This is a genomic window from Actinomyces sp. HMSC065F11, from assembly GCF_001813085.1.
Lineage (GTDB): Bacteria > Actinomycetota > Actinomycetes > Actinomycetales > Actinomycetaceae > Gleimia > Gleimia europaea.
Genome location: NZ_KV811484.1, coordinates 314,724 through 330,598, shown reverse-complemented (window position 1 = coordinate 330,598; position 15,875 = coordinate 314,724). Strand labels below are relative to the sequence as shown.

Here is a 15,875-nt window from a genome sequence, read left to right as displayed (position 1 = left end):
GGAAGTCCCCTTATAGGCAAATATCTGACGTGGCTAGTATTCCATGAACCTAGCGCATTTCCAGAGTTTAAGCGGGGCGAACAATGAAGGATTCAAAGCCAAGAGAGCCAATATCGCGAGCGAGCGCGTCGAACTGATCCTGCCATCCGGGCAGATCCGCCTGGAAATTATCGGGCGCCCCTTCTGCCCTCGCCTGCTGGAGAGCGAACGATTTCACGCCGGCCTCGAAGCATCCGCGCGCCACGTCCAGCTCGTCACCAAACGAGGCGGGGAACGCCGTTAAGCGCACTTCGTAGTCAAAATCCTGCTCGCGGGCGCGGCGAAGCAGGATGCCCAGTGACTCCCACGCCTTCTCACCCGAGTTGGGCCGCCCCACAACGCGAGGATAGTTCTGCGCGGTAGCTTTCACATCCATACCCACCCAATCAACCAGGCCGGTGCCAAGCAGTTCATCAAGCAGCTTCGGGTACGGCCCGGCAGTATGCAGGCCCACCTCGAAACCCATCTGTTTCACCTCAGCCGCGGCTGCCAACAGGGCGCGCTGGCGCGTGGCTTCTCCCCCAGAAAACACCACGCCGTCGAGCAGGCCTTGGCGGCGGCGCATCAAAGCAACCACCTCATCCCACGCAACAACGCCGGGCACACGCGTGTCAATGATCGCGTGATTATGGCAGTACCCACACGCCCAAGGGCACCCCTGCGTGAACACCGTGGCAACGAGTTTTCCTGGCCAATCCACGGTAGACATGGGCGCGAGACCCGCAATCTGTAGGTCCCGCGCATCCGCCTCAAACACTATGCTTGCGCCTCCAGCTGCGCCTTTTGTGCAACGCGAGAGCGCAGCGGCCCGTGCTCACTTGCCGCCTGCTCAGTGAACATCTGGCGTTCCTTGTACTCCGACTGCTTGCCAGAGTTGAACGAAGTTACCGGGCGGAAGTAGCCCATAACCCTGGTCCACACCTCGCATGCCTGCTCGCGTCCGCGATCCGCACACTTGGGGCAATCGAAGTGCTCTCCCGCGAGATAACCGTGCGTTGGGCAGATCGAGAAGGTCGGAGTGATCGTAATGTAGGGAACCTTGAACGCGGCCAGCGAGCGGCGCACCAGTTCCTTGCAAGCCTTAGCCGAGGAGACTCGCTCGCCCATGTACAGGTGCAACACCGTTCCGCCCGTGTACTTGCCCTGCAACTCCTCCTGCATTTCGAGGGCCTCGAACGGATCATCCGTGTAACCGGCCGGTAGCTGCGAAGAGTTGGTGTAGTAGGGCGCGTCCGGTGTGCCCGCCTGAATGATGGTGGGGAAGCGCTTTTGGTCCTCGCGCGCCAGGCGGTAAGTGGTGCCCTCCGCGGGCGTGGCCTCCAGGTTGTACAGGTTGCCCGTGCTCTCCTGAAGATGAACCATGCGCTCATTCACGTGATCGAGGATGCGCGCCGCCATGTCGTGGCCATACTCGCTCGTAATGTCATGTTCATCCAGCGTGAAGTTGCGAACCATCTCGTTCATGCCGTTCACGCCGATAGTGGTGAAGTGGTTATCCAACGTGCCCAGGTAGCGCTTGGTGTAGGGGAACAATCCGTTATCCATGTAGTGCTGCACAACCTTGCGGCGCTTCTCCAGCGTGTCAGATGCAATATCGATCAGCTGGTCCAAACGCTTGTACAAGCCGTCCTCATCACCCGCAAACAGGTATCCGAGGCGGGCCATGTTGATCGTTACAACGCCAATCGAACCGGTCTGTTCTGCCGATCCAAACAGGCCGTTGCCGCGCTTGAGCAGTTCGCGCAGATCCAACTGGAGCCTGCAGCACATCGAACGGATCATGCCCGGATCAAGGTCCGAGTTCAAGAAGTTCTGGAAGTAGGGCAGGCCATACTTCGCGGTCATCTCAAACAGCAGATCTGTGTTCTCGCCCTCCCAATCAAAATCGGGCGTGATGTTGTAGGTAGGGATCGGGAACGTGAACACGCGACCGTCCGCGTCACCGCCCGTCATGACCTCCATGAACGCGCGGTTAATCATGTCCATTTCCGCCTGCAGGTCACCGTAGGTGAAGTCGCACAGCTCATCGCCAATGAGGGGCGTTTCGTTCTTCAGATCCTCCGGGCAGGTCCAATCAAACGTCAGGTTCGTAAACGGGCACTGCGAACCCCAGCGCGAGGGAACGTTCAGGTTGTAGATAAGCTCTTGCATATTTTGCAAGATGTCCTCGTACCTCATGTTGTCCAGGCGCACGAAAGGCGCCATGTAGGTGTCAAACGAGGAGAACGCTTGCGCTCCGGCCCACTCGTTCTGCAAGGTGCCCAGGAAGTTCACAATCTGGCCGCAGGCGGACGAGAAGTGCTTGGGCGGCGCGGATGCGATGGCGCCCGGAACCCCGTTGAAACCCTCTTGCAAGAGTTGTTTGAGGGACCATCCGGCGCAGTAGCCCGACAGCATGTCGAGGTCGTGAATGTGAATGTCACCCTCGCGGTGCGCAGCGCCGGCCTCGGCACTGAAAACACGCGTGAGCCAGTAGTTTGCAACCATTTTCCCAGCCGTATTGAGAATGAGGCCGCCCACGGAGTAATCCTGGTTCGCGTTCGCGTTTACACGCCAGTCAGACTGATCCAGGTACTCGTCGATGGTGGAGATTGCGTCCACGTTGTAAACCGGCACAGCGCCATTTTCTGAGTGCATACTCGCTCACTGCTTCCTTTTGGGTTGGGGTTTCGCATCGTTACGTAAGAGTTGGCGCATGAGATCGAAAACGCACCACAACCCCTACATGTTGTGTAGTTACACTATTGCAACTACTAGATAGGGTGTCAATTTGTATATCGTTTCGGCGTGGCGCGGACTCTAAACCGATTTTCGAGGCGAGGCAGGCGCTACTTTTCCTAACATTTCAGGCAATTCTCGACCCCGCCCAAAATCCATTCGATCCCTGGGTACGATTAATGAGGACACATTCGTTATTTTCTGCGTCGCGCGCATGTGCAATGCATCACAAAAACGCGCAGAGAGGGACACATGAGGAATTCCAGAATCCCAAACTACGGCATCGACGAGTACGCGCCAGCTTCGGACCGCTACAACAACGTGGAATACCGTCGCCTGGCCAAGACCGGTCTGCAACTTCCTCCCGTCTCACTTGGCTTTTGGCACAACTTCGGCGACGACAAGCCGTTACAAACCCAGCGCGACATCGTTCGCCGCGCATTCGACCTGGGGGTTAACCACTTCGACCTCGCCAACAACTACGGACCTCCATTTGGTAGCGCAGAGAAGAACTTTGGTCGCATCCTGCACGAAGACCTGCTTCCCTATCGCGACGAACTCATCATTTCTTCCAAAGCCGGCTGGGACATGTGGCCCGGCCCCTACGGCAACGGCGGTTCGCGTAAGTACCTGACGGCCTCGCTGGATCAGTCTTTACAGCGCATGGGCCTGGACTACGTGGATATTTTCTATTCTCACCGCCCCGACGCCGACACCGACCTTGAAGAAACCATGCTTGCACTCCATAGCGCGGTCAAAGCTGGCAAAGCACTATACGTGGGCATTTCTTCATACTCGCCAGAAGATACGATGCGGGCGCAGGCAATCATGCGTGACCTGGGCACGCCGCTGGCTATTCACCAGCCGTCCTACTCGATGTTGAACAGGTGGGTTGAGGAGGGCGAGCCGAACCTGATCGAGACGTGTGCGCGCGAAGGCATGGGCATGATCGTGTTCAGCCCCCTGGCGCAGGGCCTGCTTACCGGACGCTACCTGCACGGCATTCCTGCGGATTCGAGGGCGGCCGCAGGCAAGTCGCTCAGCCACGACATGCTTCGCGAAGAGAACCTGGATCATGTACGCAAACTGTCAAAGATCGCCGAGCAGCGCGGCCAGACGATGGCCCAGATGGCGATCTCCTGGGTGCTCCGCGACCAGAATGGTTACAGCGTGGATTCGGCCCTGATTGGTGCTTCTTCGGTGAAACAGCTGGAGGAGAACCTCAAGGCCACCGAAAACCTGGAGTTCAGCGACGAAGAAATCGAGCAGATCGACCAGTACGCGGTTGAAGCCGGCATCAACATTTGGCGCGGCGCTACAGATTCAACCAAGAAGTAGCAGTTGATCCAGATAACATGAGCGAGGCCGGGCGCGTCCCGGCCTCGTTTTATGCGCGTTTGCGCCCGGTTTGAAGGTAGACCACGAGGTTAATGGCTAATACAACCAGGGCGGCGAGTATTGCGCATGTGCCGGCGGTGTATATGTGAGCAAGCGCGCGAGATCCAGTAGCTAAAGCGTCTACCGGCACTCCCTGCGAGACGTGCGTAAGAGTTGCCGCCAACTGATCGCGCTTAATCATGAACGCGGTAATCAGCAGAACGAGGACTACCAAAGAACCGATGATTGCCCCGGTATTTAGGCGGTCCGAGGGCGGGCTGGGTTCCTCCTGCGGCGCAAGCGCCATCGCCCACATGAACGCCACCAGGATGCCTCCGATGACGTCGAGGGGCCTATGCCAGCCGAGGATAACTATTGAAATGACCAGGCCGGCCACAACAAACGACAGTACGAACCCCGTGATTGAGCGGATTTCGCGCGGCAGCACGACCGCGAGCGCCAACGCTAGTGACACCAGGAGTGTGGTGTGTCCCGATGGGAACGAGTTGGGCAGGTCAAAACCTATCCCCAGGTAGGGGCGGTGTAGCAGGTAGGTTTTCAGCACCTGTGTCATTAGGTTTGCGCCGAGTATCATCACGCCGGCACGCAGCGCGAGTGCGAAGCGTCCTCGCACGGCCGCAATCAGCATGATTACGCCCGCGGCAATCGCGACGGTGTACAGCGAGATCGAGTTGGTCAGTATGCCGTTAACCCAGTCGAAGCTGGAGGCGCGCTGCATCGCAACGTCCAAAGCCGCCTGATCCAGAAGTTGGCCCGTGCTCGTATATAAGCCCCCGATGGCCAGCAGAAGTAGCGCTAAGAGCGCACCAAAAGTGAGTACGACGCGTAGTGTGCGCCGACTATTCGCTGTGAATATCGGGGTTTGCCCCTGGTCGCTCACTCTTGTTCCCTCCACGTGTTACCAGTGAATAATAATCTCATCCCGCCCCATTTGATTCGATTCGACGCGCGCGAGCGATCCACCTCACCTAACCTGTTATCAGATCAAAGAGTTTGAGGCTTATACGAGGAGAGTGGCAGTGACGGCGGAAATCCCATCGCTAGTGACACCAGAACGCGTCCGACATTTCCTGTGCGAGCTTGATAACTCAGAAGATGGGTTCGACATTCACAAAAATGGTGAGCACGAGTTCGTGTTTGCGGCGCAGACGGGCCTCATTTTTGTAAACTTCTCGTCGCCGTCAATCCTGCAGATTCGCGGACTTTGGCGCGGCGTTTCAAAGTCCGAGGACGATTTTGGGCTACTAACTCAGCAGGTGCACGCGTGTAACGTGCAGCGTTCTGGCCCAAAAGCCTATCTGGTTCCTATAAAGGAGGCCGCCGAGTTCAGCGTGGGAGCAGAGGCCAGCCTCGTGATTTCAAAGGGTGCCACAAAGGCGCAACTGACAGATTTTTACGAGACGGCACTTACCATGGTGCTCGGCTACTTCCAGGATTTAGAAAAAGCACTGCCCCACCTCGTTGATGCATCGCGCGATGAAGAGGAGGTCGGCCGATGACTTTGCACGTGGTATCAGATGACCCGAAGGTTCCCGCGCCGGTAACGTTTGAGCGCATCGGGCAAGCGGTTGAGTCGATGGGGACCTCGTTTGAAGTGTTCGAGGAGGAGGACTTTGGCCTGGCGAACTTCTCGGGCTTCCCGTTCCAGTTCGCTTTCACCACCGCGGGTAAGTTCTTGTCGGTTCGGATTTTGTGGAAGACGGATCTGCCAATGTCGATGCAGGCGATGGCAACACTGTTCACGGCTGCGGACCAGTGGAACCGGGAACGCTACTTCCCCACGATTTACACGCTTGTAAGCGACGGCATGATTGAGGTTTGTGCGGATTATATTTGCTCGGTGGATGCGGGCATGAACGAGGAGCAGCTGGTGGATAACATTTCCGCTGGCGTGGCCTCTGGCATGGATGGCATCAACTTCATGCAGTCGATAGCTAAGGGCGTTGCAACGCAGTTAGCGAACTAGCGATGGGCGGGCAGGCGGAGTCAATGGCGCAACGCCTGCTGGGCGCACTGTCTTCGATTGCGGGCACCAGTGACCGCCTGGTTTCCACCCTTACCGTACCGGGGCGCGAGGAGCGTCTAACTGATTGGCCCGAGTGGGCGCATCCGCGCGTGGTGGCCAGTTATGAGCGGATGGGAATTAGGCGGCCGTGGTCGCACCAGGCACAGGCCGCCACAGCCGCCTACGAGGGCTGGCATACCGTGATTTCTACGGGCACGGGCTCGGGCAAGTCACTTGCCGCTTGGCTCCCCATCCTGTCTGCGATCCAGGAGGATTCTGGCACTCGTCTTTCGCAGATGCGACACCGATCCACCGCCTTGTACTTGGCACCAACGAAGGCGCTGGCAGCGGACCAGTTACAACATTTGCAGACCGTGATTGCAGGTGGCGAGCAGCCTCTTTCGGTGCGCATCGGCACGGCTGACGGGGACACGCCTCGCGAAGCGAAGGATTGGGCCCGCGGGTTTGCCGACGTAATCCTCACAAACCCGGACTATTTGCACCACGTCCTCCTGCCCGGTCACGAGCGGTGGACGCGCCTGCTTTCTGGCCTGCGGTTCATAGTGATCGACGAAATGCACTATTGGCGCGGCGTTACCGGAGCCCACATCGCCCTCGTTGTGCGCCGCCTGCTACGCATTGCCCGCCATCTTGGCGCGGATCCAACTGTCATCATGCTTTCTGCAACCGTATCCGAGGCCGAACGCACGGCCGCGAACCTGATTGGCGTTCACGAGGGCGAGGTCGTGTGGGTGACGGAAGACGGTTCACCGTCCGGCCCGAAAGACCTGGTGCTGTGGCAGCCGGCATTCATGGCCCCCAAAGACGTTCCGATTGAAGACTTCCTTGCTGCCATCGAGGCCGAGGGGGAGGAAACCCGCGTGCTCTTAGCGGGCATGCAGCGCCGGTCTGCTACCTCGGAGGCCGCTATCTTGATGGTCGAAATGGTGCAACGCGGCGCAAAACTGCTGACGTTTGTGCGCTCGCGGGCGGCCGCGGAATCTGTTGCGGCTAAGGCGCGGGATGTACTGTCAACGCGGGCGCCGCAGTTGATGTCTAAAGTGGCGTCTTATCGCGGCGGATATTTGCCCGAGGAGCGTCGCGCTTTAGAAACCTCGCTTCGCACGGGCGCGGTGGCCGGGCTGGCAACCACTAACGCGCTGGAGCTCGGCGTTGACGTTTCTGGCCTGGACGCGACGATCACGGCCGGTTGGCCGGGCACGCGCGCATCGCTGTGGCAACAGGTGGGGCGTGCGGGCAGGGCCGGCGCACACGGAGTATCGGTGCTGATTGCCTCGGATAATCCGCTTGATTCATTCATCATCCACAATCCCAACCTGATTTTAGAGGCAGCCGAGGCCACCACGTTTGACCCGGCAAACCCGTACGTGTTGACACCGCACCTGTGCGCGGCGGCGAGCGAACTTCCGCTAACTGAGGCGGATTTGGAACTGTTTGGGCTGGAGTCGACAACGGTTTTTGACGCGCTGGCGGAGCAGGGTTACCTGCGTAGGCGCCCAAGCGGATGGTATTGGAACGTGGCGCTACCGATGCGCGCTCACGACCTGACGGAGTTGCGCGGCAGCGCAATGGAGGTGCAGGTGGTGGAAGAAGCCACGGGCACCGTGATTGGCACCGTTGCATCAGACCAGGCTAGCGCGCAAGTGCATCCGGGGGCGATTTACGTGCATCAAGGCCGCACCTTCCAAGTCACCGAGCTGACTTCGCAGCCCGCAGTTGCGGGTGGTACTTTGAGCGGCACTGGTTCGGGCGCAACCAGCGCAGCTACGGGCGGCACCCGCGTGGCTTTGGTGCGCCCGGTGGTGACCGACTTGCGCACTCGCCCAACCGTGCAGTCGCGCGTGCAGATCCTGAACGCCGCGGATACCTGGAGCGATGGTGCGGTTACGTGGAGTTTTGGTGAAGTGGAAGTGTCTTCCCAAGTCACCGACTTTGACACGTTGCGTCTGCCCGGCCTGCAGTTCATTTCGAACACCAGGTTGGACATGCCGGTACAAAAGCTCCTGACCATGTCCGTGTGGTGGCAGATCGACGAGGCCGTGGCCGCGAAGCTCGGAGTGTCAGCCGCGGACCTGCCCGGCGCTCTGCATGCGGCAGAGCACGCCTCTATCGGCATTTTGCCGTTGCTAGCAACGTGTGACCGCTGGGATTTAGGCGGCCTATCGGCGGCCGACCACGAACAGACGGGCATGCCCACGGTTTTTGTACACGACGCCTACCCCGGGGGCGCTGGTTTTGCCGAGCACGCTTGGAAGAATGCCTACGAGTGGGTGCGGGCAACCCTTAACGTGATTGAGGCTTGCCCCTGCGAGGACGGCTGCCCCTCCTGCGTGCAATCACCCAAGTGTGGCAACCGCAACGAACCCCTGTCTAAATCAGGAGCCCGCACCCTCTTGCGCTATCTGATCGAGCACTGCCCCGCCTAGCCCGGGCCCGCGTTGCCTAAGCCGCATCATCAATGGTCAAACTGAACTTGGCTAATCACCTGCGGGTTCTTGGGGCCCGCCCGCGAGCGCACATGTACGTCATATGAGGACACCCGCACACTGGCTGCGGTAACAACGTCGAGCCCGTCAGCGACGCAACTGGTCAGCGCGATGCCATTGCTTGCACACACTTGGCTCACCACCGCGCACGGATCAGCCCCGTAGGTAGCGCCAACTGAATCGATCAATGCCGACGCGCCAGCTAACGTGGCTAGGTCTAGAGCCGCCTGCGCCCTAGTTTTTGCGGCCAAAACGTCAAGTGCAAGTGCCGCCACGGCCGCAATCATTACCAGAGCTGTCACAACCGCAATCGCCCTCACAGTGGCGTTGCCCGCCTCGCTGTGCGCACGCCTTTTAGAAGCCCAATGTTGCGCCGCAGCAGGTAATCCGCGGGCCACACGCTGGCTACCGCCCCGTGTGAGCGCAGCCGTGTTCGCCGCTTTCATAGCCGCCCCTCCCTGCTCATCACGGTGCAAAGCTGGCCTCTTTTTGCACGGAAACCTCACACCGAACCGGCACTGCTAGGGTGCCCGCAGACATCGCCGCGGTTACCGTGGCGCCGGCTCCCGCGTGCGCGATCGACACGCTTGCTTCGCGTGAAACCGACTGGACTGCCAAGCTGGACGCTTGCGCGTCACTCATGCCAACGGACACTGCCCGAGCAGCTGTTCGCGCCGCGTGGCATGCCTGACCCTGGCTAGTAGCGGCTGACACTCCTGCAATCATCAGAGCAAAAACTGCGAGAAGTGCGGGGATAGTAACCGCGGTTTCAGCCGTCACCATCCCCGCCTCGCCCTTCAACCTAGACACTGAGCGCCGACTGGATGATTGACGTGAGCATCGACTTGATTGCCCCGGACTTCAGTACCGCCAGCAAAACTCCAGCGAACGCGACCGCTGCCAAAATACCCACCGCGTATTCCGCGGTAACAAAACCACCCTCATCAAAATCACGCCGCGCGCCATCAATGTCTCCGCGCATAGAACGACCCTGCCAATAGGGCGCGAACATCCGCATGGAAATTCGTTTTTGTGGTGACATATTTTCCCTCCTTCTCGATATGTCACCGGAACTTTCTCGCACCCTTAATCCGGATTCGAGGCCACCTTGTAGGCGCTGTGGACACGCCCCGGTTTGCCGGACCTGTGGGTAGCTTTCAACCTAGGGACACGGCAAGGCCGCCCCGGCAGATGCTCGAGGCGGCCTCAACAATCAAAACTACGTTTAGCCGTGCACGTGCAGGTAGGCGTCAATGAAGTTTTCAACGCCCCCGTGGTTGTGGTGGCCAATGACGCCGCGAGCGATCGCCTTCACCTCATCGCGCGCGTTCTCCATCGCGATGGGCCAGCCGGTTTCAGGCATCCAATGCACGTCATTGCCGCCGTCACCAAATCCAGCAACACGCTCCAGGTCCCAACCCAGCTTGTCCGCCACAATGTGTAGCGCCTTCTTCTTGCCTTCGCCGGGCGAAACAATCTCAAAGTAGTTATTCAAAGACCGCTGCAAATCCGGGAAACGCTCAAGAAGCTCCGGAGTCAGCTGGTCAAGCACCTGCGGATCGGGATGGGCGTACATGATTTTCAAAATGAGGTCCGGATCAATCTGATCGATGTCCTCAATCCGCACGGCCAACCCCTCATTCGCATCCTTCAAGAACCGGGCAGAAAAGTCGTCGCGATCAGAAACCATGGAATCGAACAGGAACAGCGTGATCGACAGGTCGTGCTTACGGCCAAGATCTATGAGGCCGCGCGAAAACTCCGGCTCCATAGGGTGCTGGTACAAGATTTCATCTGTTTCGCAGTCGCCCACTACCGCCCCGTTTGAGGCTACGACAATGCCCGGGCAGTGCGCGTCATGAAGAATCTTCGAGGCGGCCGGGTACACGCGTCCGGTGATGATTACTGGCTGAACACCGGCATTTGCGAGGCGGGCCAGCGCGCTGATCGTGCTTTTTGGAACGTACGAGCTTGCGTCTGCAAGCGTGCCGTCCACGTCAAATGCCATCGCGTCCACGCGCCCCATGGCGCGGGCCAGACGAATCAGAGAGTCTAGGTCGGATCCAACAAATGGGGTATCAGGCTTCATAGCGCCGAGTATAGGTGAAATTTGGCAACGAATTGGAAAGTTCTAAAGCTTTTTCTCAAAAGTAGTATCGCATATATCATTTTCTTGATAACTTAGTGGCGTTGAATGCAACAAGCGATCAACGATGGCTGGCAAGGTCAAAGGAGATTAAAGCCATGGCAGATCTAGTTATAGGCATTGATATTGGCACCGGTTCCACTAAAGGCGTGCTTTCAGACACCAAGGGCAACGTGCTCTACTCGGAAGTAGTTAGGCACGAAACCTCATTCCCCAAGCCCGGATGGGCAGAACACGATGCGGACGCAGTGTGGTGGTCCGACGTTGTTAAAATTTGCCGCGAACTCGCAACCCGCGCGAAGGGCGACGTAGCAGGTCTTTGTATTTCGGGCATCGGCCCCGTGTTCCTCGCCGCTGATGAGCGCGGCACGCCGCTGCGCAACGCAATCCTCTACGGCGTTGACACCCGCTCCTCTAAGGAAATTGACGAGCTCACCGAACGCTACGGCGAAGAGGCCGTGCTGAAGAAGTGTGGCAACGGCATGACGTCCCAGTCCGTGGGTCCGAAGATCGAATGGGTTAAGCGCAACGAGCCCGAGGTTTGGGCCAAGACTCGCCGCTTCCTGATGGCACACACCTACTGCGTGTTCCACCTGACGGGCGAATACGTACTAGACCACCTGGCCGCATCCATGTGCGAGCCTCTCTACTCGCCGTTTACCAACGACTGGGTAGATGAGTGGGTCGAGGACATTTGCGGCGATCTTCCAATGCCGCGCCTGATGTGGTCTAACGAGATTGCCGGCCGCATCACCGATAACGCTGCTCGCATCACCGGCCTCCGCCCCGGAACACCCGTGGCCGTAGGCTCCGTTGACGCCTTCGTTGAAGCACTGTCGGTAGGCGTGCGCCAGCCGGGTCAAGTCATGCTGATGTACGGCTCCACCATGGTGGCAGTACAGATCTCGGACCGTGCTCTCGAGGGCCCGTCGCTGTGGTCTTGCGCAGGCCTGCTCGAAGGCACCTCGAACCTATCGGGCGGCATGTCAACCACCGGCTCTCTCACCACGTGGATCAGCGAACTCACCGGCCTCGGATATGACGAGCTTTCCGAGATGGCCGCGCAGTCCAAACCCGGATCGAACGGCCTGATCATGTTGCCTTACTTCTCGGGCGAACGCACACCTATTGCAGATCCGGACGCGCGCGGCCTTCTGGCCGGCCTGAACCTTACACACAAGCAGGGCGACATTTACCGCTCCGCGCTTGAAGCTACCGGATTTGGTTCTCGCCACCTGCTGGAAACGATCCGGGGCTGCGGCGGCCAAGCAACCGAATACTGGGCTGTTGGCGGCGGAACCACCGGCGGGCTCTGGCCTCAAATCATGTCCGACATTATCGGCATTAAGCAGTACATCCCCGAGGTAACGATCGGCGCCTCCTACGGTGACGCACTACTAGCCGCAATGGCAGCCGGATGCGTAGATGAAACCACCGTTTGGAACCGAGCCGAGCGCGAAATCGTGCCAAATGAGGACAACCTCGAGCTCTACTCAGAAATGTTCCAAACCTACCTCGACCTGTACCCGGCAACGGCTCCGATGAGCCACAAGCTTGCCGACATTCAGCGTCGATAAGGAGAAAACCCGTATGAAAATTCCAGCCGTTGCGTATGGCACATGGAAGCTAGATGACGCGCACGCAGCCACTTGCGTAGCACGTGCAATTGGCGACGGCTACCGTATGGTCGACACCGCGCAGCGCTACCACAACGAATATGGAGTAGGGCAAGGCGTCCTAAACTCCGGCGTGGAGCGAGAAGAGGTACTTGTTGCCTCGAAACTGCGCGGTGGCGACCAAGGGTTAGAGCAGGCTAGACGCGCATTTTTTGCCACGCTACGAAACCTTGGGCTGGACTACATCGACCTGTACCACATTCACTGGCCCCTACCGCGCCTAGGGCTCTACCTCGAGTCTTACGAGGCGCTCATGCAGCTACGTGAAGAAGGTTTCATCAAGAACATTGGCGTATGCAACTTCCCCATCGCGCACCTACAAAAAATCCGCGAGGAGTTCGGCGAATACCCGGCAGTGAACCAGTTCGAGGTACACCCTGGGTTTGCGCAAATCGACCTCGTGAATTTCTGCCTTGAAAACGACATTGCACCGCAAGGTTGGGGAGTTATTGGACGAGGCAAAGGCCTTCTTGAACACCCTGACGTCAAGAAGATTGCCGCTGAGCACTCTTGCTCGCCCGCGGCAGTGTGCATCGCGTGGGCTTCTGCCCGCGGAATCTCATCGGTAGCTAAGTCCGCAAACCCAGACAGATGGAAAGACAATCTTTCGGCCCCGCGCATCAAACTTAGCGAGAACAACATGCGCACGCTCGATCAGATCGCAGTTGGCCGACTCGGTAAAGACCCCGAAGTAGACGAAGAATATTAGGAGAAAACATGACCGGCAAGAACATTCGACTATCACGAATTTTTGACAGCGATACCAACAGGTCATTCATTGTGGCATTCGACCACGGCCAGTCTCTGCCAATCCCCGACGGGCTGGGCAATCCCGTAGATTTGCTAGAGAAAATCGTTGAGGGCAACCCCGAGGGTATCCTCCTAAACCGCGGAATGCTTGAGCAGGGAGCACACCTGTTTGGTCGGCGCGGCGGCCCCGAACCGATCCTGCGCGTAGACTGGACCACCCTGGACCCGAACATGAAGAAGGAGATGGGAGAGGCCTACCGGGTTCTCACCACTCCTCAAGAGGCCCTTGAACTTGGCGCCACCGCCGTATGCATGTACCTGATCGGACGCCCCGCTGCTGACGGCATGTTCTACGACAACGTGCAGGAAGTTGCTCACTTCATCGCGGAAGCTCACCAGATTGGCCTGCCCGTGATTGTTGAAGCAACCCTGTGGGGCCTGCAAAACGAAGACCAAAAGGACCCCAAGCTCCTGCGCCAGATGTGCCGCATTGCCGCTGAGATCGGTGCTGACGCTATCAAGACCGAATACGTGGGCGATGTTGAAGCTGAACGCACTTTGATTGAAGAGGTTGGTAACATTCCTGTTCTTACTCTCGGCGGCTCCGCAGCTGACCGCAGTGAAGTTAGCCGCCTAGCTGGCGAGGCCATCGAGTCGGGCGCTCGCGGCCTGATCTACGGCCGCAACGTCTGGCAGGTAGAAGATATGGCTGGCGTCATGAAGGAACTCTCTGCGATTGTTCACGGTGATGCCAAGTGAAAGCCGCGGTTTTTGCAGGACCTGGACAGCTCGAACTAAGAGAAATTGAGAAGCCTAGCGCAGGTACCGACGGCCTCGTTCTCCGCGTGGGAGCAAACACCGTGTGCGGCACGGATGGGCGCATTCTCCGCGGTGAGAAGACCGCGGGCATCGACCTTGGCATCGTCCTCGGACATGAAATCTCTGGGTACGTTGAAGAGGTTGGCTCCGAAGTTGAAGGCTTCGAAGTTGGAGACCTGGTAGGCGTCCTCCCAACCGTGCCGTGTGGGCAGTGCTACTACTGCCGCCGCGGAATGGAACACCTGTGCACCGACTCTGAAATCTTCGGATACGGGATTAACGGCGGCCTGGCTGAATACATTCGCATCCCCGCCGAGGCGCTGCAACGAGGTGGCGTGTTTAAAGCGCCCTCGCATCTAAGTGCCGTTGAGGTTGCTTTGGCCGAACCACTTGGCTGCGTGATTAATGGCGCGCACAACTACCAGCCCGGCATTGGAGACACCGTTCTCATTGCTGGTGCTGGGCCGATCGGTTTGCTACACACTCAGGTGTGCCGCCTGGCAGGAGCCAGCAACATCATTGTTTCTGACCCGTCAGAGTCGAGGCGCGAGTTCGCCAAGAAGATGGGTGCCACACACACTGTGGACCCCACGCAGACGGACCTCGCTGAGTTCTGTAAAAACCTGACCGACGGAGAAGGCGCAGACATTGGCGTGATCTGCATTGGCAGGCCTGAACTTGTTGAGGACGTGCTTTTGTGCATGCGCAAGGGCGGTCACGTAAACGCTTTCGCGGGCTTCTCTAAGGTCGCAAAAGCGCAGATCGATCCGAACCTCATTCACTATCGCGAACTCGTTATCACCGGCGCGTCCAACGCGGGCCGTGCAGCGCATGAAAAAGCGCTACGCCTTATCGGTGAGGGTAAAATAGATGTGAAGTCTTTGCACACTCACACGTTTGAGCTCGCAGACGTTCATGAAGCTATTACCGTGGCGGCTAATGGCACCGGAATCAAGGTGGCGGTAGTCCCGCACAAGAAGTAATGAGGACTGTTTGAAAAAGCTAAGTGCACAAGAGCGCCGGAAAGCTCGGCTGGTAGGCGCCGTGCTCGAAGCTGGCGGCCTAGACGTCGAGGAGCTTGCAGAGCTCCTCGACGTCTCCGTTGTCACCGTCTATCGCGACGTCTCCCAGCTGGTCAGCGAAGGGCTGGTTAGTCTGGGCCGCGGGTACGTGGAGCCGGCGGAATCAACAGTTGTAGACCTTTCCTCCATGCTCCGATCCGGTATTTTGACCGAGGTTAAGGAATCGTTTGCCCCGGTGATTAGCGAACTGATTCCGCGTGCTTCATCCCTAATGATTGACGACTCCTCCTCGTGTCTGCCTGCGCTTCACGAACTGACGGGGCGCTCTCCGCTTACGGTCATCACAAACTCTCTGGCCGTGGTGCAGGCGGTGGGGCGAGCCCCCATGGTGGAGCTACATTGCTTGGGTGGACGCTATTCGTCGTGGTCAAACTCGTTTTATGGGGCGCGCACAGTTGCCGAGGTGGAGCGGTTCCGTGCCGACTTCTGCCTAATGTCCGACACGGCCATCACCGACGGAGCGGTGTACAACCCGTACGATTACGTTGCGGAAACGAAACAGGCGATGCTGCAGGCCGCGCAGGTTCGGATTCTGGTGGCTGATCACACGAAGTTCACTCGCCGCGCACTGTGTAAAACGGCTGAACTTGGCGACTTCGACTACCTGATTACCGACGTTGAACCATCGCGTTCCGTACTGGAAATCTGCCGCGAATCCAACACCGAACTGATCGTCGTGCCCCAAACTGCCGAGCAAAACGACAAGGACGATCCGGCCGACGCGTAGGTGTTGCC

Annotated in this window: 16 protein-coding genes; 9 read left to right on the top strand and 7 right to left on the bottom strand. The window is 58.6% G+C overall.

Features of this window, described 5'->3' with window-relative positions; translation table 11 throughout:
* Positions 1–67 precede the first annotated feature (67 nt).
* Positions 68–796 (bottom strand): anaerobic ribonucleoside-triphosphate reductase activating protein, encoded by a 729-nt coding sequence (locus HMPREF2891_RS08815; protein ID WP_083311328.1) that lies wholly within the window; start codon positions 794–796, stop codon positions 68–70.
* Positions 796–2,676, bottom strand: a complete 1,881-nt coding sequence (locus HMPREF2891_RS08810) for a ribonucleoside triphosphate reductase (RefSeq protein WP_070665071.1) — start codon at positions 2,674–2,676, stop codon at positions 796–798. Before HMPREF2891_RS08810 ends, HMPREF2891_RS08815 begins: the two co-directional genes overlap by 1 nt.
* Positions 2,677–3,009: 333 nt before the next feature.
* On the opposite strand from HMPREF2891_RS08810, the gene mgrA reads away from it, so the two are divergent.
* Entirely contained in the window at positions 3,010–4,095 is a 1,086-nt protein-coding gene (mgrA, locus tag HMPREF2891_RS08805) for an L-glyceraldehyde 3-phosphate reductase (protein ID WP_070665069.1), read from the top strand.
* A gap of 49 nt (positions 4,096–4,144) precedes the next feature.
* On the opposite strand, the gene HMPREF2891_RS08800 is transcribed toward mgrA, so the two are convergent.
* Complete coding sequence (locus HMPREF2891_RS08800) at positions 4,145–5,035, bottom strand: phosphatase PAP2 family protein (RefSeq protein ID WP_070665068.1); 891 nt, start codon at positions 5,033–5,035, stop codon at positions 4,145–4,147.
* A 139-nt stretch (positions 5,036–5,174) separates the two neighbouring features.
* On the opposite strand from HMPREF2891_RS08800, the gene HMPREF2891_RS08795 reads away from it, so the two are divergent.
* From HMPREF2891_RS08795 to HMPREF2891_RS08785, 3 genes are read left to right on the top strand one after another with little or no spacing between them, the layout of a single operon-like run.
* Entirely contained in the window at positions 5,175–5,654 is a 480-nt protein-coding gene (locus HMPREF2891_RS08795) for a YbjN domain-containing protein (RefSeq protein WP_186822325.1), read from the top strand.
* On the top strand, positions 5,651–6,121 hold the full coding sequence (locus tag HMPREF2891_RS08790; protein WP_070665066.1) for a YbjN domain-containing protein: 471 nt from the start codon (positions 5,651–5,653) through the stop codon (positions 6,119–6,121). Before HMPREF2891_RS08795 ends, HMPREF2891_RS08790 begins: the two co-directional genes overlap by 4 nt.
* Before the next feature lie 2 nt (positions 6,122–6,123).
* On the top strand, positions 6,124–8,607 hold the full coding sequence (locus tag HMPREF2891_RS08785; RefSeq protein WP_070665065.1) for a DEAD/DEAH box helicase: 2,484 nt from the start codon (positions 6,124–6,126) through the stop codon (positions 8,605–8,607).
* A 29-nt stretch (positions 8,608–8,636) separates the two neighbouring features.
* Here the strand turns inward: HMPREF2891_RS08785 and HMPREF2891_RS08780 are convergent, their stop codons facing one another.
* The 4 genes from HMPREF2891_RS08780 to HMPREF2891_RS08765 form a co-directional block, all read right to left on the bottom strand.
* Positions 8,637–9,113 carry an Rv3654c family TadE-like protein gene (locus tag HMPREF2891_RS08780; RefSeq protein WP_070665063.1) on the bottom strand — a complete coding sequence of 159 codons (477 nt, stop codon included), beginning with the start codon at positions 9,111–9,113 and terminating at the stop codon, positions 8,637–8,639.
* A gap of 19 nt (positions 9,114–9,132) precedes the next feature.
* Positions 9,133–9,477 carry a TadE family type IV pilus minor pilin gene (locus HMPREF2891_RS08775; protein WP_146002528.1) on the bottom strand — a complete coding sequence of 115 codons (345 nt, stop codon included), beginning with the start codon at positions 9,475–9,477 and terminating at the stop codon, positions 9,133–9,135.
* Entirely contained in the window at positions 9,470–9,709 is a 240-nt protein-coding gene (locus HMPREF2891_RS08770) for a DUF4244 domain-containing protein (protein ID WP_102218256.1), read from the bottom strand. The genes HMPREF2891_RS08775 and HMPREF2891_RS08770 overlap by 8 nt, the downstream gene beginning before the upstream one ends.
* A gap of 183 nt (positions 9,710–9,892) precedes the next feature.
* Positions 9,893–10,756 carry a Cof-type HAD-IIB family hydrolase gene (locus HMPREF2891_RS08765; protein ID WP_070665061.1) on the bottom strand — a complete coding sequence of 288 codons (864 nt, stop codon included), beginning with the start codon at positions 10,754–10,756 and terminating at the stop codon, positions 9,893–9,895.
* A 155-nt stretch (positions 10,757–10,911) separates the two neighbouring features.
* Between HMPREF2891_RS08765 and HMPREF2891_RS08760 the strand changes: the two genes are divergently transcribed.
* The 5 genes from HMPREF2891_RS08760 to HMPREF2891_RS08740 are packed head-to-tail and all read left to right on the top strand — an operon-like array spanning position 10,912 to position 15,867.
* On the top strand, positions 10,912–12,390 hold the full coding sequence (locus tag HMPREF2891_RS08760) for an FGGY-family carbohydrate kinase (RefSeq protein ID WP_070618663.1): 1,479 nt from the start codon (positions 10,912–10,914) through the stop codon (positions 12,388–12,390).
* A 13-nt stretch (positions 12,391–12,403) separates the two neighbouring features.
* Positions 12,404–13,198, top strand: coding sequence for an aldo/keto reductase (locus tag HMPREF2891_RS08755; RefSeq protein WP_052038999.1), 795 nt, complete (start codon positions 12,404–12,406; stop codon positions 13,196–13,198).
* An 8-nt stretch (positions 13,199–13,206) separates the two neighbouring features.
* Positions 13,207–13,998 (top strand): class I fructose-bisphosphate aldolase, encoded by a 792-nt coding sequence (locus tag HMPREF2891_RS08750; RefSeq protein WP_070618666.1) that lies wholly within the window; start codon positions 13,207–13,209, stop codon positions 13,996–13,998.
* A complete protein-coding gene (locus HMPREF2891_RS08745; protein ID WP_070618669.1) occupies positions 13,995–15,041 on the top strand; it encodes a zinc-dependent dehydrogenase in 1,047 nt (348 codons plus the stop codon). The genes HMPREF2891_RS08750 and HMPREF2891_RS08745 overlap by 4 nt, the downstream gene beginning before the upstream one ends.
* A gap of 10 nt (positions 15,042–15,051) precedes the next feature.
* A complete protein-coding gene (locus HMPREF2891_RS08740) occupies positions 15,052–15,867 on the top strand; it encodes a DeoR/GlpR family DNA-binding transcription regulator (RefSeq protein WP_070665059.1) in 816 nt (271 codons plus the stop codon).
* Positions 15,868–15,875 lie beyond the last annotated feature (8 nt).